This is a genomic window from Dokdonia sp. Asnod2-E02 (assembly GCF_045063915.1).
Lineage (GTDB): Bacteria > Bacteroidota > Bacteroidia > Flavobacteriales > Flavobacteriaceae > Dokdonia.
The window spans coordinates 417,306-434,631 of record NZ_JBEFNX010000005.1 but is presented as its reverse complement, the minus strand read 5'-3'; the positions used below and the strand labels follow the sequence as shown (position 1 = coordinate 434,631).

17 protein-coding genes are annotated in these 17,326 nt (G+C 36.0%); 6 read left to right on the top strand and 11 right to left on the bottom strand.

Translation table 11 applies throughout. The features are described from left to right. Window positions 1-263 precede the first annotated feature (263 nt). The gene (gene nth, locus ACJJVM_RS01885) at window positions 264-938 is read right to left on the bottom strand and encodes an endonuclease III (RefSeq protein WP_021779031.1); all 675 of its coding nucleotides are present in this window, start codon (window positions 936-938) and stop codon (window positions 264-266) included. A 177-nt stretch (window positions 939-1,115) separates the two neighbouring features. Between nth and bcp the strand changes: the two genes are divergently transcribed. Then, the gene (gene bcp / locus ACJJVM_RS01880; RefSeq protein ID WP_405210609.1) at window positions 1,116-1,571 is read left to right on the top strand and encodes a thioredoxin-dependent thiol peroxidase; all 456 of its coding nucleotides are present in this window, start codon (window positions 1,116-1,118) and stop codon (window positions 1,569-1,571) included. Window positions 1,572-1,641: 70 nt separating this feature from the next. Here bcp and ACJJVM_RS01875 read toward each other — a convergent pair whose 3' ends face one another. After that, on the bottom strand, window positions 1,642-3,099 hold the full coding sequence (locus ACJJVM_RS01875; protein WP_021779033.1) for a hypothetical protein: 1,458 nt from the start codon (window positions 3,097-3,099) through the stop codon (window positions 1,642-1,644). A gap of 127 nt (window positions 3,100-3,226) precedes the next feature. Here ACJJVM_RS01875 and ACJJVM_RS01870 point away from each other — a divergent pair, with 127 nt between their 5' ends. Continuing rightward, window positions 3,227-4,018 carry an MBL fold metallo-hydrolase gene (locus ACJJVM_RS01870; RefSeq protein ID WP_405210608.1) on the top strand — a complete coding sequence of 264 codons (792 nt, stop codon included), beginning with the start codon at window positions 3,227-3,229 and terminating at the stop codon, window positions 4,016-4,018. 2 nt (window positions 4,019-4,020) lie between these two features. Beyond that, window positions 4,021-4,512, top strand: coding sequence for a hydrolase (locus tag ACJJVM_RS01865; protein WP_405210607.1), 492 nt, complete (start codon window positions 4,021-4,023; stop codon window positions 4,510-4,512). Between the two features lies 1 nt (window position 4,513). Here ACJJVM_RS01865 and ACJJVM_RS01860 read toward each other — a convergent pair whose 3' ends face one another. From ACJJVM_RS01860 to ACJJVM_RS01825, 8 genes are all read right to left on the bottom strand, one after another. Next, the gene (locus tag ACJJVM_RS01860; RefSeq protein ID WP_405210606.1) at window positions 4,514-5,164 is read right to left on the bottom strand and encodes an alpha/beta hydrolase; all 651 of its coding nucleotides are present in this window, start codon (window positions 5,162-5,164) and stop codon (window positions 4,514-4,516) included. Window positions 5,165-5,185: 21 nt separating this feature from the next. Further along, complete coding sequence (locus ACJJVM_RS01855; protein ID WP_405210605.1) at window positions 5,186-5,515, bottom strand: DUF4870 domain-containing protein; 330 nt, start codon at window positions 5,513-5,515, stop codon at window positions 5,186-5,188. Further along, entirely contained in the window at window positions 5,515-6,768 is a 1,254-nt protein-coding gene (locus ACJJVM_RS01850; RefSeq protein WP_405210604.1) for a dihydroorotase, read from the bottom strand. The genes ACJJVM_RS01855 and ACJJVM_RS01850 overlap by 1 nt, the downstream gene beginning before the upstream one ends. Then, on the bottom strand, window positions 6,765-8,690 hold the full coding sequence (locus tag ACJJVM_RS01845) for a BatA domain-containing protein (protein ID WP_405210603.1): 1,926 nt from the start codon (window positions 8,688-8,690) through the stop codon (window positions 6,765-6,767). The genes ACJJVM_RS01850 and ACJJVM_RS01845 overlap by 4 nt, the downstream gene beginning before the upstream one ends. Window positions 8,691-8,730: 40 nt before the next feature. Beyond that, entirely contained in the window at window positions 8,731-9,924 is a 1,194-nt protein-coding gene (locus tag ACJJVM_RS01840; protein ID WP_405210602.1) for an ATP-binding protein, read from the bottom strand. A gap of 75 nt (window positions 9,925-9,999) precedes the next feature. Continuing rightward, entirely contained in the window at window positions 10,000-10,764 is a 765-nt protein-coding gene (locus tag ACJJVM_RS01835; protein ID WP_405210601.1) for a TIGR02757 family protein, read from the bottom strand. 63 nt (window positions 10,765-10,827) lie between these two features. Continuing rightward, a complete protein-coding gene (locus ACJJVM_RS01830; RefSeq protein ID WP_405210600.1) occupies window positions 10,828-11,493 on the bottom strand; it encodes an ABC transporter ATP-binding protein in 666 nt (221 codons plus the stop codon). Window positions 11,494-11,545: 52 nt separating this feature from the next. Beyond that, window positions 11,546-14,017, bottom strand: a complete 2,472-nt coding sequence (locus tag ACJJVM_RS01825; protein ID WP_405210599.1) for a DUF5916 domain-containing protein — start codon at window positions 14,015-14,017, stop codon at window positions 11,546-11,548. A 129-nt stretch (window positions 14,018-14,146) separates the two neighbouring features. On the opposite strand from ACJJVM_RS01825, the gene folE reads away from it, so the two are divergent. From folE to hutH, 3 genes are all read left to right on the top strand, one after another. Beyond that, window positions 14,147-14,743 (top strand): GTP cyclohydrolase I FolE, encoded by a 597-nt coding sequence (gene folE, locus ACJJVM_RS01820; RefSeq protein WP_298350452.1) that lies wholly within the window; start codon window positions 14,147-14,149, stop codon window positions 14,741-14,743. Window positions 14,744-14,795: 52 nt separating this feature from the next. Beyond that, entirely contained in the window at window positions 14,796-15,107 is a 312-nt protein-coding gene (locus ACJJVM_RS01815) for a hypothetical protein (protein WP_298350454.1), read from the top strand. Window positions 15,108-15,438: 331 nt separating this feature from the next. Then, window positions 15,439-16,947: a histidine ammonia-lyase gene (gene hutH, locus ACJJVM_RS01810; RefSeq protein WP_405210598.1), complete on the top strand. Its 1,509-nt coding sequence runs from the start codon at window positions 15,439-15,441 to the stop codon at window positions 16,945-16,947. Here the strand turns inward: hutH and ACJJVM_RS01805 are convergent. Then, window positions 16,939-17,304 carry a hypothetical protein gene (locus tag ACJJVM_RS01805; protein ID WP_298350458.1) on the bottom strand — a complete coding sequence of 122 codons (366 nt, stop codon included), beginning with the start codon at window positions 17,302-17,304 and terminating at the stop codon, window positions 16,939-16,941. The genes hutH and ACJJVM_RS01805 overlap by 9 nt on opposite strands. Window positions 17,305-17,326 lie beyond the last annotated feature (22 nt).

Genomic DNA, 17,326 nt, shown 5'->3' with positions numbered 1-17,326 from the left:
TTTTTGCGTTCTTGATAAGAACCAAAGAAAATCCGAATGGCAAAACTTTACTCTAAACCTTCGTCAGGTAATAAAAAGACGACCCCATATGAACCAAAACAAGAGACTGTAGATTATCTCTTGAACTACTCTAAGGCTTTAAGTGTTATACATTATAAATCGATGAAGTTTGAAGCACTCATCAACTAAACTTTGAGAAAACCCCGACTAGTCATCGGGGTTTTTTTATGGGTTTTGAGTACGCTTTCGCGAAAGCGTAAAACTTATTTCTTCTTCTTTCTTTTGGCCATCATTTTTTCATAGTCTGCAAGTACTGTCTTACGGCCTATGGTTTTTGTAATGATATCTTTTTCTAAGTCCCATCCTCTAGCAGGTGAGTAATCACGGCCGTACCAGATGATTTGGAGGTGAAGATCATTCCAGAGATGTTCTGGAAAGAGGCGCTTTGCATCCTTTTCTGTTTGCACCACATTTTTACCATTTGTAAAGCCCCAGCGGTACATAAGTCTATGTATATGCGTATCTACAGGAAAAGCTGGTATACCAAAGGCCTGAGCAACAACAACACTTGCAGTTTTATGGCCGACAGCGGGAAACTCTGTAAGCTTCTCTATGCTAGCAGGTACAACGCCATTATATTTATCTATAAGGATTTGTGATAGCCCGTGTATTCCTTTTGCCTTCATAGGGGAGAGTCCTACAGGCTTTATAATCTCTCTTATTTCTTCTACGGTAAGCTTTACCATATCATAAGGATTATCTGCCACCTCAAATAATAGTGGTGTAATCTGGTTTACTCGTACATCTGTGCTCTGTGCACTCATAAGTACGGCTATAAGAAGCGTGTAGGGATCTTTATGATCTAGAGGGATAGGGATTTGAGGATAAAGTTCTTGTAGTGTATCTATAGTGAAGTCAACCTTTTCTTGCTTAGTCATTGCTTTATTGAGAATTTATAGCACCTTAAAAGTGTATTTCTTTTTGTTAATAGAGATAACTCGTAACTTTATAAAAGTGATGGTCTTTATGAGATGATCCTATTGTTATGTAAAGGTAATTAACCATTGTGAGATGTGAAATGAGATATCACAACCACAATAAATTTTAAATTGAAGATGAATACATTAGAAGTAGGGGATAAGGTCCCAGATTTTACTACAACAGATCAAGACGGAAATAGTGTAAGCCTTTCTGATTTTAAAGGGAAGAAGCTTATTGTATTTTTTTATCCTAAGGCTAGTACACCTGGATGTACGGCAGAGGCTTGTAATCTTAGAGATAATTATAAGGAACTACAAGACCAAGGCTACCACCTACTAGGTGTAAGTGCAGACTCTGAGAAGCGCCAGAAAAATTTTGCAACTAAGTATGAGTTTCCTTTCCAGCTTCTTGCAGATGAAGACAAGACAGTGATAAACGCCTTTGGTGTATGGGGACTTAAAAAGTTTATGGGTAAAGAATATGACGGCATACACCGTATGACCTTTAAGGTAGATGAGGAAGGTATAGTAACTGATGTTATCAAAAAAGTAAAAACTAAGGATCACGCTGCTCAACTGCTAGATGCTTAACAAGTGAATTAAAATCAAAAAAGCCTTAAGTAAAATACTTAAGGCTTTTTCTATTGCTATAATATTGATGCTATTTATCTGCTTCTAGTAATGCAGATGGTTGGTAACCGAATAGGTTACGAGACTTTATAAGTTCAGAAACGCCTTCTGGCAGCATTTCTTCCCATCCTTTTTCACCATCAGAAATCATACGTAATACTTCTCTAGAGAATATATCTGTGATTGCTGGATCATAATTTTCTATATCTAGTACTTTACCATTAAGCTTAAAGAACTTGTAAAGCTCTTTCATACGTGGGTGTACCTTAAGATTATCGCTTGTAGTGTACTCTCCAGTTTTAGAATCTTTCATAGGGTATAAGAATACCTTAAGATCTTTAAAGAATAATTTTCCAAAAGCCTCTAGTATACCTCCACTCAAGTGACGATAGTAGCTCGTGTCAAATATATCTATGAGATTGTTTACGCCCATTACTAGACCCATACGCTCTTTTGTGTAGTTTGAAAAATACTCAACTACACGGTAGTACTCTTTAAAGTTTGAGATCATCACTGTTTGCCCTAGTGAGCCTAACAGTCTTGCTCTTGCCATAAAATCTTCTTCATCTATATCTCCCTCTGCACGGAGGTTTGATAAGGTAATTTCAAAAATGGCCTCTGTCTTCTTCTCATTAACACGGTTTGCTTCTACAAACATTTTATATGCTTTCTCAAACATATCCATATTAACCTTAGTAACTGGTCTAAAGCTACCACGTAGGGCTAGAACGTTTTTCTTGTAAAGTAAAGCTGCTGGTAAGATGTTGTTACCTTTTGCATCAAACATTACGGCCTCTGTCATACCATTCTTTACAAGTTGTAAACTCATAAGACGGTTATCTACGTGTTCAAACTGAGGTCCAGAGAAGTTTATCGTGTCTATCTCTATCTGATCTTGATCTATGTGATCATACAGGTAACGCAATAAATTCTTAGGGTTATCGTGCTTGTAAAAAGCACCATATATAAGGTTTACACCTAGTGTACCTAGAGTTAACTGTTGTAAACGAGCATCATTTTCGTGAAAACGAACGTGTAAAATAATCTCATTAAACTCACCTTCTGGAGAGATTTGAAAACGTATACCTACCCATCCGTGTCCTTTATACTTCTTTGCAAAATCTATGGTAGCAACCGTATTTGCATACGTAAAGAAGATTTTATCTGGCTGTTTGTAACGAGATATGCGGTCTTCTATAAGCTTCATCTCGTGAGAAAGCATCTTTTTAAGACGCTTTTCGGTCACGTAGCGACCGTCATCTTCTACACCATATATAGCATCAGAAAAGTCTTTGTCATAAGCACTCATTGCTTTTGCAATGGTACCACTCGCACCGCCTGCTCTAAAAAAGTGGCGCACAGTCTCCTGTCCAGCACCTATCTCTGCAAACGTTCCGTATATATTATTGTTAAGATTTACTCTAAGAACTTTGTTCTTGAGGGGAGGTACCTTTTCAAAGTCTTTATCTCCTAAAATTGTAACAGCCATAGTATTGTTTTTTCCATCTTTTAATGGTTAACCAAAGATACAAAAAGGGTCTACTAGCCAAAAAAATAACTGTATTTTTGTGAGAGAATTATTAGCTATCACAGTTTCTTAATCTAGTTACACTTACGTGAAAATCACCTTTCTCGGTACCGGCACCTCACAAGGCATTCCCATTATAGGAAGCACGCATCCCGTGTGTCTTAGTGATGACGCACGTGATAAACGATTGCGCGTGTCTGTGCTCATAGAGTGGGAGGAGTATAACTATGTGATAGATTGTGGGCCAGATTTTAGACAACAGATGTTAAGTACGCTTTCGCGAAAGCGCACCCCAGCAGGCGATCCTGCTCCTTTACACGGTATATTATTTACCCACGAGCACGCAGACCACGTTGCAGGGCTAGATGATATAAGACCTTTTGTTTTTAGACAAGGTGATATGCCTATTTACGGACATAAAAGAGTGATTAAAAATCTAGAGGAACGTTTTGAATATATCTTCACTACAGAAAATAGATACCCCGGCGCCCCAAGTGTAACTTCTCACGAGGTTAAAAATAATGAACCAATCTCTCTGGGTAATATAGCGGTAACCCCTATAGAAGTTTATCACGGCGATTTACAAGTTTTTGGGTATCGCTTTGATAAAATTGCATATCTCACAGATGTAAAAACTATTGCAGATGAGGAGATAGCGAAACTGAAAAACCTTGAGATACTTGTTATAAATTGCTTACGTGAAGAGCCGCACAGAACGCATCTTAACGTTGATGAAGCTCTATCATTAATAGCTAGAATTAATCCAAAAAAAGCATATTTAACACATATAAGTCATCATCTAGGTTTTCACGCAGAAGCAGAAGCAAAACTCCCAGAAAACGTTTACATAGCCTATGATGGCCTTACCCTAACTACATAATTATGAGAAGAAATATTTTTCTATACCTATTTTTATTTGCAGCGTTGTATATCATTTTTCAATCTATTAATAGTAGTAAAGGTCTTGAGTATCAAGAACGCAGGATTAATAAACTTGAGAATAAGATAGCCAAGAAAGATTCTCTTTATAGCGTTCTGGAAGATAGACTTGCAAATACAGAGTACTTTACACTTTTAGGTAATGAAAACACAAAGGAATACTTTGATAATGATAACCTTGTTGTGGAAGATATTAAACCAGTTATAGTAGATGGTTTATATGCAAAGAATACGGCAAAGGGGAATGATCTTATAAACTTTGTAGGTGATGGGAGACCTTTTCAAATCAATCGTGTACAGGTTTTAAACCACAGATGGATTATAGCCGACTTCTCAGATGGTAAAAAATGGGGAGAGCTGCTAGTTGAATATTTTGTAAATGAAGATGGGTCTGTAGATTACAATCGTGTAGAAAGTTTAGTATATCCTAACTAAATTATACTTGCTCTTCAAGCCACTTTTTAAACTCATAAAAATTAGTAGGATGCACGCCGTGACCTACCGGAAACTCACTTAGAGTAGAGCTTATACCTACTTTCTCAAGGTAAGGAGGTGTTTTGCGAGCAGCATCTATAGGTATTACTTGGTCTACCGTACCGTGTGAGTTATATACATTGAGGTGCGCATAAGAAGGATTACTTTTAAGCTCAATAATTTCCTCATTAATATAGCCACTTAGACCTATCACATTTTTAATTTTTTCTGGATAGGTAAGAGCTACAGCATAGCTTAAAATGGTTCCTTGGCTAAAGCCTAATAACGTCACATTATGCTTGTCTAGTTTATAAGCTGTAATTGCTTCATCTATAAAATTTGCAATGAGATCTCTAGATTGACGTGCACCATCATTATCTGAAGATTTTACTCCATCTGGATCTATACTTATATGATACCACGCATTACCATACGGCTGCATTGCGATAGGAGCCCTCGCAGAAATTATGAAGTAATGATCTGGCAACTCTTCGGCAAAGCTAAAAAGATCTTCTTCATTACTACCATAACCGTGCAATAAGAGTAGGAGAGGAGCAGGTTGCGATGTTGTACTTACGGGTTTTCTAATTATGTGTTCTAGTGAGAGCTTCATAAATGTAGTGTTAGTCTAAGACTAGTTATTTCCTCCAAAAATATTTTGATAAAATGATCCTACTAAAGGGACCAGTTGTCTCTTTCCTTGAAAGGCAGAGATGATACCATATAACCAGAGGGCAAAAAATAGCACTAAAAACCCACCAGATGCCATAGGTATATTAAGATAGCTAAGGGGCATCATAATTAAGAAGTAGCTTAATGTTAATCCTAATGATTGTCTTAAGTGAAAGGCTGCAAATTCATTTTTTGACTCGCTATTTATAAAATAAGCTATGATAAGACCTACAAAGGTAATGTAGCTTACAACGGCAGCTGTTTTTCCTTCAAATACTGTGTTTTCATCCATTAGTTAAGTACTACTTGATTATTTGCTATAATACCATATACTTCTCCCTTCATCTTTTGGTTGAGGAAAATGGCGTTATGAGAACTAGACTTTATATGTTCTTTTTTAAATATACTTGTTCCTTTCGTTGAGAAAAGTGTGAGGTTTGCTGTAGCTTGTTCTTTTACTGGGTTCGTTTGTTTTGTAAATATTGCTCTTCCAGCGGTGAGCAAAGTGACAGCTCTCTTTTCTGACACGATGGTAAGAAGTGCCTTAAATGTAGCTTCTTGTGCGATGGTTCCATACATAGCATTGTCAAACTCTACATTTTTGCGCTCTATATCCAGCGGATTGTGATCACTCGTAACAGTATCTATAGTGCCATCTTTTACAGCCGCTACTAAGGCCTCTATGTGTTCTTTATTTCTAAGAGGAGGTAAGACTTTATAACGTGTATCAAAATCTTCTATAAGATCATCTGTAAGGCATAAATTATGAATTGCAACACTACAAGTGACGTTAAGTTTTTTACTTTTTGCAGCTCGTATTAAGGCAAGTCCTTCCTTTGTTGAGACTGTGGGTATGTGCAGTTTACCACCTGCATATTCTAGTATATGTAAATCTCTTGCTATCTGTAAACTCTCTGCAATGGCAGGTATACCTTTAAGGCCTACTCTTGTGCTCATCACACCTTCATTTACCATCCCTTTACCAGCTATTTGCTGCTCTTGCGGAAATGATAAAACAAGTCCATTAAATCCCTGTGTGTATTGTAATGCAATTTTAAGGAGATTTGGATTTTTAATAGGCGTCTGGTAATCGCCATAAGCGACCGCTCCAGATTGTTGCATATCATATAACTCTGCAAGATCTACGCTCTCACTATTTCGCGTAAGCGCACCTATAGGATATAATGATGTTGCGTGACCTTCGGCCATTTTTTTTACAAAAGTAACATCAGAGCTTGTGTCTACTATAGGATGTGTGTTTGGGTTGAGAGCCACTGCTGTAAAACCACTACTAGCTGCTACGTTAAGCCCGTTATCTATAGTTTCTCTCTCTTCATAACCAGGTTGACCCATACTCACACTCGTGTCAAACCAGCCTTGTGAGATGTATAAATCTTCTTTTTCTATGATGGTTTCTCCTTTAAGACTAGCGAGATTCTGGTTAATCTCTATAATCACACCATCTTTAATCCTGATATCTTGCGTTGAGCCGTGATACGAGCTCTCGGTATCTATGATTGTGGCGTTCTTTATGAGTACTTTCATTTATAGAATTTTAAAATCAGGATTTCTAATACTAGAAATAGTAAGGCAAAAATAATAAACCATTTCCAAAGAGATTGTATGTTATCTCTAGTCTCAAATGCATCAAATAAACTAGTAACACTGGTGTGATAGTTATCGTTTTTGTCTAGCTGTACGTACCTCAAGTTACTTTCTGACCTGTTGTAATTATAGCTTACTTGCTGTACCATTGTTGAGCCAGAGACTACATTATAAATACCTGCAGCTGCGGGGGTTTGTGTAGTAGTAATTTGCACTTTACTACCTTTAGACTGTTGTAGTGGTATGAGGTTATTTGAAGCACTTGTGTTTTGTTCTAGTGTTAAGATACCATCTTCTTGCAGTACGATAGGTATATCATAAACATTAGTCACACCGGCAGTCATATATAACTCTGGTAGCTGTAAACTCTGCCTAGCCATATTGTAAAAAGTAGGTACAATGAGTGGCGAACTTTTAAAGTTTGAATTTTTTTGAGCTATGCTTCCTGAGAAGGTATAAATGCCATTTTGTGTAGTAAGAAAATTGCTTCCATCTTGATATTTTAAAATAGGATCACCTCCAGAGATTACAAATGATTCACTTACAGATGGGTATTGAAAATTTTCTATTCTTGTATCAAAAACATCTCGATAAATAGGATGGTCATAGTTTATAGTTGTTACTAGTTTTTTCTCTTTACTAGTGTTACTTATTTGTAATGAACTCACATTTTGCAGTACGGTGCTATACGAGCTAGGTGATGTTGTACTGCTAGGTATAATGGTGCAGATTCCTCCCGCTTTCGCGAAAGCGTTTATAGCTCCACTTAATGATGGTGATATGTCTTCTACCTCATTAATTACGATATAGTTTACATCTGGTATGATGCTGTAATCTAAATCTTGAATACTAGTGGCTTTATACTCAAACTCTGGAGCTGTAAAGATGCGCTGTAAATAGCTAGAATTACCACCGTTAATAACCAGTACACGTATAGGTCTATCCTTGTTAATCGTAAAGAAAAGTGTGTTATCATAGGGTAATAATGGATCATCTATCTCTACGCGGCCTTCTATACCTGCTGTTGCGTCTACATCAAATACTACGGTAGCATCTAAGTTTTCGTTAAATGAAGCAGTTCCTTTTGCAAGTAATTTATTACCATCATATAAGGATACCGCGGTATTAGTCTCTCTCTTTTCAAGTGTTGAGATAGTTACTGAGAGTTCAATTCCTGAAGGTTTTCTTGAAGAAACGTAAATAGAATCGATGCTTACGTTGTTTTTTATAACTGGAGCTACCTGAATATAACTTTTTGTGATGGAAGCAACGTCTTGCTGGTATGTACTAGCATTATCTTGAAAATCTGATATAAAGACAAGTCGTTTACTTGTAGAAGCATCATTTGTAAATTCCTTCTGAGCTCTAAGAGTAATTGCCTCTTCAGATAATTGATTAGAAGTAAAGGGTAACTGGAGTAGGTCGTTTCTAATATCTTTAATAGTGATATCTCTATAGGTAGCATTATTAGTAAGCAATGTAAACTTTTGATCTTCCTTTATAGTTGTAACAAGATCTTGAGCAGCAGTTCTTAAAAGTTGGCCAGATGGACCTTTTGCTTGCATACTAAAAGAGTTATCTAGGTAGATTATGGTCTCTTTAGGTAAGGTAGCCTCGCTAGTCTCTGTAATAAAAGGTTGAGCAAAAGCAATGACTATTGCTGTTAGCGCTGCCATACGAGTGAGTAATACAAGCCATTTTTTTATGGAATTGCTTTTACGGGTCTGCGTTTTTATTTTCTTTAGAAATGCAACGTTTGTAAAAGACTCTGTCTTAAACTTACGTAACTGAAATAAGTGAACGAGAATAGGAATAAGCAGCAAGAACAGGGCATAAAGTAGTTCTGGATGTCTAAACTGCATAAGGGTTTTCTGATTTGTTCAAAAATAGATAAAAGACACTTTATCGCCTAATGGTAAAAGTGAAAATACTCCCTTTATTAACAGTAGAGTCTACGGTAATAACGCCACCTAGAGCTTCGACTAGTTTTTTTACTGTAGCTAGACCCATCCCGGTACCTTTATTACCATTACGATCATTTGTACCCATAGTCTTAAAAGGTTCAAATATAGTTGCTTGCATATCTTGTGGTATACCTACACCATTATCTGCCACAGAGATACTATAAAAATCTTTAGTTATATCACCACTTAGAGTTATCTCTGGATGCTCACTTGTGTTGTACTTAACACCATTATCTATAAGGTTAGATATAACTTGCTCTATAGCTACTACAGGTACTGCTTTAAGATTTATTGTATTTGCTAGAGAGATTATAATATCACCAGATTTATGAATGTTTTTCACCTCGTTTACAATAGTCTCAAGAGTTATATCTGCTCTTTTTGCCAGTAGTGTATCTGCTCTATAATACTCTAATAAGCCATCTATGTAATTTCTCATAGATTTTGCAGATGTGCTGAGATGACCCATAAACATTGTAAAATCTTCATCATTATCTTCTGCATAATCTTCAGATAATAAATTTACTAAGCCTTCTATACTTGCAAGTGGTGATTTTAGATCGTGAGCTATAAGCCTTGCAAAATCTTCTAGTCTATCGTTACGTAAAGCTGCCTCTTCTTGCGACCTCTGTAATTCTATATTCTGCTTATGGGCTTCAAATAGTAAAATCACTTGTTTTGCAAGACCTAGTAGCGCTTCTTGCTGTTGCTCGTCAAGTATTCTGGGCTTGTGATCATATACACAAAGTGTACCTAGTGCGTGACCATCTGCCGTTTTGAGAGGGACACCAGCATAAAATATTGCTTTAAAATCCTTTACGAGCGGATTATCTTGAAAACGCTCATCTAGACGTGCATCTTCTACTATAAAAATAGGTTTCTCTGTGAGTATTGCGTGCCCACAAAATGAGATATCTCTAGGTGACTCAGACATATCTATACCTAATCTAGATTTTAGAAAATTTCTATCTGCATCTAGAAGTGTAACTAGTGATATAGGGGTATCACATATATAAGAAGCTAGCTTTGTGATAGTGTCATAAGCCTCTTCTGGAAGTGTGTCAAGTAACTCATAGGAATGTAAAGCCTTGAGTCTTTCTTGCTCATTTACGGGTTGTTCTGGTTTCTTCACAGGTATAGATAAAACTAGTTAGTAGGTTTTAATATAGCGACATAACACGCCGCTCAAAGAATAATTAAAGATAAATTAAAAATTTTCAAAAGCACCGAGTCCAAATAGCGCAAAATCATATTTTACAGGATCATTAGGATCCATTTTTCTGAGGGCCTTATCTAGCTCTGCAAGGGTTTTACCATCATTTTGCTTTCGCGAAAGCAATCTCAGCTTCCTTGCAACATTGCTCGTATGTACATCAAGAGGGCAAGATAATAGGGCAGGAGAGATTGATTTCCATATACCGAAGTCTACACCACGGCTTGCATCTCTTATCATCCACCTTAAAAACATATTAATACGCTTTGCTGCTGAATTTTTAGACGGATCACTGACGTGCTTTTGCGTGCGAGGTAGGTGGTCTACCTCAAAAAATACTTTTTTAAAGTGAGTGATTGCGGGTTGTAAATCACCATCTTTAATTCCTGATAAAAAGACCTGTTCTAAGCCTCCGTGATTTGTATAAATATTTTGAAGCGCACGTATAAACGTTTCTAAATCGATACTATTAAAAGTACGGTGTACAAAACCGTCAAATAAATATGACTGGTCAGGATGATAATTTAAGACAAAATCGTGTGGAGTATTGCCCATTATATTCATCATTTTTGTAGCATTATTAATAATGCTCTTTCTATTCCCCCAGGCTATGGTAGCAGTAAGAAATGCGGCTATCTCAATATCTTCTTTAGTATCAAACCTGTGCGGAATTTGGATAGGGTCGTGGGGTATAAAATCATTGTTTTCATACTGAGCGGCCTTCTCGTCTAAAAATATTTTGAGCTCCTTTTTGTTCATCTTAAAATTAGAGATTAATACATAGTGTAGCCATCGCACAATAAGTACAAACTGCGTAGCCTTTTAAGAAGTTACAAAACTTCCATCTTTCATCACAAGTTTGCGATCTGCCATATCTGCAAGCTCTTCATTGTGAGTTACAATAATCACTGTTTGATTATACTCATCTCGTAGCTTGAAAAATAATTTATGTAGGTGATCTGCACTTTCTGTGTCAAGATTTCCAGAAGGTTCATCTGCAAGTATGAGAGAAGGATTGTTTATAAGTGCACGAGCGACAGCCACTCGCTGTTGCTCACCTCCAGAGAGCTCATTAGGCTTGTGGTCATAACGATGTGATAGGCCTAAAAAGTCAAGTAATTCTTTTGCTCTTTTTTCAGTAGGTGCTTTGTCTTTTTTTGCAATGTAGGCCGGTATACATACATTTTCTAATGCAGTAAATTCTGGTAGTAATTGATGAAATTGAAATATAAAACCTATATGCTCATTACGAAAGACACTCATAAGTTTTGCTTTCATACCAATGATCTCTTTACCATTAATATTAAGACTAGCATCTGCGGTTACATCAGGACTATCTAGCGTACCTATTATCTGCAGTAATGTTGTTTTACCAGCACCACTTTGCCCTACTATAGAGACGACTTCACCTTTATTTACAGTAAGTGAGACGTCTTTTAATACTTTAAGTTCACCAAAAGTTTTAGAAATATGCTGTGCCTTAACCATAAAAAAATTGCTTAGCTGTGAAAATACTATAATAACTTATTAGTCTAAGAAATTAAGAAACCTTTTTAAAGACGTGTTTAATATTATTATAGTCTATGAAGTAAGTTACTCTTAGTGATAATGTGTGATTAAGTGGTTCTTGAAAGAGGTTAGATAGACTTTCATTATACCCTATTGTAGATTGCTCATCAAACTTAGAAATTTGATTACGATAGAGTAGGGAAGCTTCACTCCCTGGAGCAAATCGCCATCTAAAACTTAAGTCTAAATTCCATACATTAAAATTTGCATTAGGGTCTCTACGCTCATCAAAATTATAATCTGCAATTTGAGACCTTGAGCCGTCATCATTGAGTGTATAATAGATATTACTACTATGATCTGAGGCTGCCCAGAAATTACGTAAACTAAGGTTTATGGCCTTATAAGGATCAAAATTAAAGTTTGCAGTAACTCTGTTTTCAAAAGACACTACATCTCTTAGTCCTAAAAAGACTTCAGTATCTGTATTATCTACCCACCCAAAGTTATTCTTTCTACTTGAGTAATTTGTAGCAAAAATAACAAGCAATTTTTCTGAAAATCGATATCGAGGAGAAAAATTAAAACTGTAATTAAACTGGTCTTGATTCCCAAACCATTGCCTTACCGCTCCTCCAGCATCAAATGCAAATTTCTTTCTAAAGTCTGTTGAGACAAAACCTCCACCACCTAAGTTAGACTCAAAAGTTACAAATCTACCATCTACACGTGGCTCAAAGTAATCTTGATTTTTACCATTAAGACTTAAGTTACCACCAAAGGCGAGTCGCTTTGTTGTAGCAAAAAATGAGTTAAAACGTATGCTGTTACGAGTTTTTACGCTGGGCTTGTATAAGCGCTGGTGGCGTACAGTAACATCAAATCTATAGTTATTAAATTTTCCCTTAGGCTGTATGAGTTGATAAGAACCTCCTAGAGTAAAATTATTGAAGTTGTTTCTAAAATTAACACCTAGATCATTTATATCAAGTTTAGTATTTGCAAAGTCGTGACCCACGCGATACCTCCAGTTCCCAGATATTTTTCTAAAATCAAATTCAGACTGAAAACCCGTAGTAGTCTCACCAGACTCTCTTACATTACTAAAAATCCCCCTACCAGATACATTATAGTTATTGTCCTTATCTGCAATGTCAAATACCCCTCCTGTAACATTTGCATTTCTAAAACCGCTACCGCTTCTTGTTACATTTGTATTTATGAGCGATACAGAAGAGTTTTGATTAAACTGTTGATCTAGTACAAAAACATTATAGTTAGATAAAGGTTCTATAAGCACCTCGCGACGTGAGGTCTCAATAATGCTACTGGTGTCGTCTTCGTCTATCTCTGTACGCTCTACTGTAGCAAAGGTTTTACTACCTATGGAGTTTAAAAAACCTATACCTAGGCCACCCTTTGTACGTCCAGATATTTTAATAGAGTTAAGTAATTTAACCTTTGCAGGGTAGTCTATAATTTCTTCACTTACAGTGTCGCTTTCTTCTAGAGTTACACTTCCAGTTGCAGGACCACCTATACGCCTTGAGAAAAAGATTCTCCCTTTATTAAACAAGTCAATACCTTCTGTAAAAAAGGCTCTGTTCTCACCAAAGGTTTGCTCAAAAGGACCTAAGTTAAGTACTACATTGTCAAAAGCTACTTGACCAAAATCTGGTATAAGCTGGGCGTCTAGTGTAAAACTATCCGTAAGACCATATTTAATGTCAAGTCCACCAGCAAAGTTTGTTTCTGTGTTTCCATCTTGAGAACTAACAGCAGTTTGTACAAAAGGAAAAAAAGTAAGTCGTACAGGAGGGTCTATATTACGTACTCCGGTTACTGTGCCATTATATTGTGTATCTCTGCCTATTCCACGTTCTATTCTGCTCCAAGTATGAGTCTCATTTTTATTTACAAGTCGTCTATAAAAATTTACACTCCAGTTTTGTACCTCACTCTCAGGAAAACGTAAAGCATTATAAGGAATACGATACTCAGCATACCAGCCTTTATCATCTCTAGATACTTTACATTCAAAAACCACATTAAAACCAAAGTCTCTTGTATTTTGAGTTACTCTCTGATCACCTATGGTTCCTGCGCTTGTTACATAAAATCTAGTTTCATTTATACCATCATCATAAGTGTTCAGAGCTACCATAAAATGATCTGCCTGAGCAAATACTTCATCACGCTGGCTAAACTGACTTGCAATATCTTTAGGGTTTGGGTCATATAAATATGCCGCAATGTAAATGGCTTTATCATCATATGCCATTTTAATCTCAGTGCGTTGATTTTCTTCTATAGTTCCTTCATTACCAGGCTCAAACATATGAAAGTCACCATAAGTGGGTAGCGTTTTCCAAATATTATCATCTAGTATCCCATCTATTTTTGGCACCTCGTCTATGCGCTCTGCGTTCAAGGTTTTTGTACCTTGAGAAAGTAGGTGGTTAGAATAGAGCAGACTAAGAAGTCCTAAAACAATAAAACGCATAAAAAAAGATTATTTGACCCAACAAATCTAGAGTTGTCATAGTGAGCAAACTCTAAATAAAAAGTTAAATATGAAAATTATAATGTTTAATAAATCGTATCTTTGGTTAAACAATTTTGAAACTAGAGAATGCCATACAGAAAATTTGAAGAGTACAACATCGAAGTAACAGAAGATGTAAAGAATAATTTTTCTTCTATAATAGAGAGCTTAGGAGAAGATACCACAAGAGAAGGTATTGTAAAAACTCCAGAGAGAGCTGCAAAGGCTATGCAATATTTAACCTCTGGTTATGAGATGGATCCTGCAGCGATACTCAAAGGTGCTATGTTTAAGGAGGACTATGATGATATGGTTATCGTAAAGAATATAGAACTCTACTCTCTATGTGAGCATCATATGCTCCCATTCTTTGGAAAAGCTCACATTGCTTATATCCCTAATGGACATATAGTGGGCCTAAGTAAACTCCCTCGTATTGTAGATGTTTTTTCTCGTAGATTACAGGTACAAGAACGACTTACTCACGATATTTTAGAGTGTATTAATACAACTTTGCAACCTAAAGGAGTTGCGGTTGTTATTGAAGCTTCACATATGTGTATGATGATGAGAGGAGTTCAAAAACAAAATTCTACTACCACAACTTCAGGTTTTAGAGGTCAGTTTGAAAAACAAGAAACACGTAATGAATTCTTAAAATTAATATCTTCAAATCTAGACTAATCATTTTTGGAATGTATTTTGATTAAACTAAAGTGTTATATTTAATACACTTATGGATAATCAAACTAATAAATTTAAACTTTTACTTATCGGACTGCTCATAGACGGGCTAGGCATAGTGACCTCAAGCTGGGTTTTACCAGTTATAGGTGACTTTGCAGACATTGCCTGGGCACCACTTTCTGCCTGGCTTATGACTCGATTATATAAAGGGACGGCCGGTAAGGTAGGAGGAGTAGTCACCTTTGTTGAGGAGCTAATCCCTGGGGTAGATATAATTCCATCATTTACGCTTATGTGGTTATACACCTATGTTTTTAAAGATTCAAAAGTGAGTAAAATGCTTGAGAACAAGTTAGATTAGTTCTCTCCATTGCATAATTTTTACGCTTTCGCGAAAGCGTAATTAGTAATCACATAATTTAATTTACTGTTATAAATAACTAATCTATTGTCATATTGTTAATCTAAATTGTTTTTCTGCAAATTTTTAATTGATGAAATACAATTGATTTTGTAATTTTTAAATATCTGATTTTCAATTTTTTAATTATGATTATCTTAATTGATATTGAAGATAAAATGAATTCTAAACTTTAGTAATCGCTTATTGTAAGATACTTTTTACGCTCTTGATTGTATAATTCTTAATTATATCATTGTTTTTTACGAAATTGCGTAAAAAATAAGACCATATGTCTCAAATACACTATATAAGTAGTGAAATTCTTGATCTAAAGACAATTGCTGCTATCTTAGAAGAGCATAAAAAACTACAACTTAGTGAGGAGAGTATCCTCAATATAAATACATCAAGAACTTATTTAGATAAAAAGATAAAGAACAGTAAGACTCCAGTATATGGCGTTAATACTGGTTTTGGAAGCTTGTGTAATGTAGCTATTCAAGACGAAAACTTAACTAAGCTTCAAGAAAACTTAGTAAGATCTCACGCCTGTGGTACGGGTGATTATGTGCCTAAGGATATCGTAAAATTAATGCTACTTCTTAAAGTGCAGTCCTTAAGTTATGGTCATAGCGGTGTGCATATTAATACTGTGCAACGGCTCATAGATTTTTTTAATTTAGACATTCTTCCCGTAGTTTATAACCAGGGATCTCTTGGCGCAAGTGGTGATCTAGCTCCTCTAGCTCATCTAGCATTACCGCTACTAGGTGAGGGTGAAGTGTGGAGTGGTGATACTATAATAAACGCTAGAGAAGCTCTTAAAAAGAATAAACTCTCTAAAATAACCTTACAATCTAAAGAAGGTCTTGCTCTCCTTAATGGTACTCAGTTTATGAGTGCTTATGGTGTAATTGCTCTCATAAAAGCACACAAATTATCATATCTTGCAGATGTGATAGGAGCAATATCTATAGATGCTTTTAATTGTAATTTATCACCTTTTAGTCCTCTTGTACATTATGTAAGACCGCATAGGGGCCAGATCAAAACTGCGGCTCGTATCTTATCTTTTCTTGATGACAGCGAGATTGCTGCCACAGAAAAAGAAAATGTACAAGACCCATACTCTTTTAGATGCATACCTCAAGTACACGGAGCTACTAAGGATGTTATAGATTTTACAACAAAAACATTTAAAACAGAAATTAATAGTGTTACAGATAATCCTAACATTTTTCCGGCAGATGATTTGATTATAAGTGGTGGAAATTTTCACGGTCAGCCCTTAGCTCTTGCTTTAGATTATTTATGTATAGCCTTATCTGAACTGGGTAGTATAAGTGAACGACGTGTTTACCAGCTAATAGGAGGTTTACGAGGTTTACCGCCATTTTTAGTAGATAGCCCTGGTCTTAATAGTGGTATGATGATACCTCAATATACTGCAGCAAGCATTGTAAGCCAAAACAAGCAACTTTGTACTCCAGCAAGTGTAGACTCAATCGTATCATCAAATGGACAAGAGGATCACGTAAGTATGGGAGCAAACGCCGCTACAAAGCTTCTTAAAGTTGTAGAAAATGTGGAAACATTACTATCTATAGAATTACTTAATGCAGTACAGGCATTACATTACAGGCAACCACTTCATACGTCAAGTTTTCTTCAGTCTTTTACAAAAAGCTATAGAGAAGTTGTACCCTTTGCAGATGAGGATAGAATCTTTGCTAACGATATTAAACTGGGAAAAACCTTTATAGGTAGCCTTAATATAGATCCAGAAGATTTATATTAAAACTTGTGATAACCAGTTTTTTGCATCTTCAACCGTTTTAAATGTTTCAAAGGGTTGATTAAAAAACTGTTTTTCGATAATGACGTTTGTCTCAATAACTGGATTTTGAGAAACAACAGCAATAGCTTTGAGTCCAAAATGATTTGCTGCATCTATATAAACAGTTGGGTCTACCGAGTAGGAGTGCTGTCTATGAGATAGATAGCCAAAAGGTTTTTTTTCAAAAACTTCGTTACAATAGGAGAGGAGCAACCTGTTAGATGCGGGGTCTATATGAGAGCCTTCTTTCATTATTCCGATAACAAGATTATCTTCTATGTGAAGTTCTCCAAATTCAAATTCTTTAGTAATTTTCAACGGATGTAGGGGATTTATTGAG

Excerpts from the sequence above, each read along its gene's own strand:
- nth (WP_021779031.1), bottom strand. The coding sequence starts at position 938 with ATGACTAAGCAAGAAAAGGTTGACTTCACTATAGATACACTACAAGAA.
- bcp (WP_405210609.1), top strand. The coding sequence starts at position 1,116 with ATGAATACATTAGAAGTAGGGGATAAGGTCCCAGATTTTACTACAACA.
- ACJJVM_RS01875 (WP_021779033.1), bottom strand. The coding sequence starts at position 3,099 with ATGGCTGTTACAATTTTAGGAGATAAAGACTTTGAAAAGGTACCTCCC.
- ACJJVM_RS01865 (WP_405210607.1), top strand. The coding sequence starts at position 4,021 with ATGAGAAGAAATATTTTTCTATACCTATTTTTATTTGCAGCGTTGTAT.
- ACJJVM_RS01860 (WP_405210606.1), bottom strand. The coding sequence starts at position 5,164 with ATGAAGCTCTCACTAGAACACATAATTAGAAAACCCGTAAGTACAACA.
- ACJJVM_RS01855 (WP_405210605.1), bottom strand. The coding sequence starts at position 5,515 with ATGGATGAAAACACAGTATTTGAAGGAAAAACAGCTGCCGTTGTAAGC.
- ACJJVM_RS01850 (WP_405210604.1), bottom strand. The coding sequence starts at position 6,768 with ATGAAAGTACTCATAAAGAACGCCACAATCATAGATACCGAGAGCTCG.
- ACJJVM_RS01845 (WP_405210603.1), bottom strand. The coding sequence starts at position 8,690 with ATGCAGTTTAGACATCCAGAACTACTTTATGCCCTGTTCTTGCTGCTT.
- ACJJVM_RS01835 (WP_405210601.1), bottom strand. The coding sequence starts at position 10,764 with ATGAACAAAAAGGAGCTCAAAATATTTTTAGACGAGAAGGCCGCTCAG.
- ACJJVM_RS01830 (WP_405210600.1), bottom strand. The coding sequence starts at position 11,493 with ATGGTTAAGGCACAGCATATTTCTAAAACTTTTGGTGAACTTAAAGTA.
- ACJJVM_RS01825 (WP_405210599.1), bottom strand. The coding sequence starts at position 14,017 with ATGCGTTTTATTGTTTTAGGACTTCTTAGTCTGCTCTATTCTAACCAC.
- folE (WP_298350452.1), top strand. The coding sequence starts at position 14,147 with ATGCCATACAGAAAATTTGAAGAGTACAACATCGAAGTAACAGAAGAT.
- ACJJVM_RS01815 (WP_298350454.1), top strand. The coding sequence starts at position 14,796 with ATGGATAATCAAACTAATAAATTTAAACTTTTACTTATCGGACTGCTC.
- hutH (WP_405210598.1), top strand. The coding sequence starts at position 15,439 with ATGTCTCAAATACACTATATAAGTAGTGAAATTCTTGATCTAAAGACA.